Source organism: Ruegeria sp. AL2 (genome assembly GCF_056540845.1).
The window spans coordinates 1-1273 of record NZ_JBQFXM010000065.1; the positions used below are offsets into that span (position 1 = coordinate 1).

General features: G+C 63.3%; 1 protein-coding gene. It reads right to left on the minus strand.

Annotated elements, in window-relative coordinates; all coding sequences use genetic code 11:
- A partial coding sequence (gene glyA / locus ACR0ID_RS20380) for a serine hydroxymethyltransferase (RefSeq protein ID WP_480608413.1) occupies positions 1-1273 on the minus strand: 1273 nt, incomplete at its 5' end.

Sequence of the window (1273 nt, forward strand, 5' to 3'; positions counted from 1 at the left end):
TTACAAGTTCGGGTAGATGGGGAAGCGGTTGCAGAGATCTGCGACCTGGGCGCGGACGCGGGCTTCGACTTCGGAGTTGCCGTCTTCGCCGTTGGCTGCCAGGCCGTCGACCACTTCGATGATCCAGTCGGCGATCTGGCGGAATTCGGTCTCGCCAAAGCCGCGGGTGGTGCCGGCGGGGCTGCCCAGGCGGATGCCCGACGTGATGGTCGGCTTTTCCGGGTCAAATGGCACGCCGTTCTTGTTGCAGGTGATATGCGCCCGGCCCAGGGCCTTTTCGGTGGCGTTGCCCTTGACGCCCTTGGGGCGCAGGTCAACCAGCACCACATGGGTGTCGGTGCCGTGGGTCACGGTGTCGAGCCCGCCCTTGATCAGCTGATCGCTGAGCGCCTGCGCATTGGTCACGACCTGCTGGATATAGCTTTTGAACTCGGGGCGCAGCGCCTCGCCAAAGGCCACGGCCTTGGCCGCGATCACATGCATCAGCGGGCCGCCCTGAATGCCGGGGAAGATCGCCGAATTCACTTTCTTAGCGATATCTTCATCATTGGTCAGGATCATGCCCCCACGTGGGCCGCGCAGGGTCTTGTGTGTGGTGGTGGTCGCCACATGCGCGTAGGGGAACGGGCTGGGATGCTCGCCTGCCGCGACCAGACCGGCGAAATGCGCCATGTCCACGTGCAGATAGGCGCCGACCATGTCGGCGATCTCGCGCATGCGGGCAAAGTCGATCTGACGCGGGATGGCCGAACCGCCCGCGATGATCAGCTTGGGGTTATGCTCTTTCGCCAGCGCCTCGACCTGATCATAGTCCAGCATGTTGTCCTGCTGGCGCACGCCGTATTGCACGGCGTTGAACCACTTGCCCGACTGGTTGGGCCGCGCGCCGTGGGTCAGGTGGCCACCGGCATCCAGGCTCATGCCCAGAATGGTGTCGCCGGGCTGGATCAGCGCCTGGAACACGCCCTGGTTGGCCTGGCTGCCCGAGTTCGGCTGCACATTGGCGAAACCACAGCCAAACAGCTGCTTGGCGCGGTCAATGGCCAGATTCTCGGCGATATCAACAAACTCGCAGCCCCCGTAATAGCGCCGGCCCGGGTAGCCTTCGGCATATTTGTTGGTCATCACCGAACCCTGCGCCTCCATCACGGCGGCAGAGACGATGTTCTCGGACGCAATCAGCTCGATCTCGTCGCGCTGACGACCCAGCTCAGACCGGATCGAGCCAAAAAGCTCAGGATCGCGGTCCGACAAGGACTGGGTGAAAAATCCG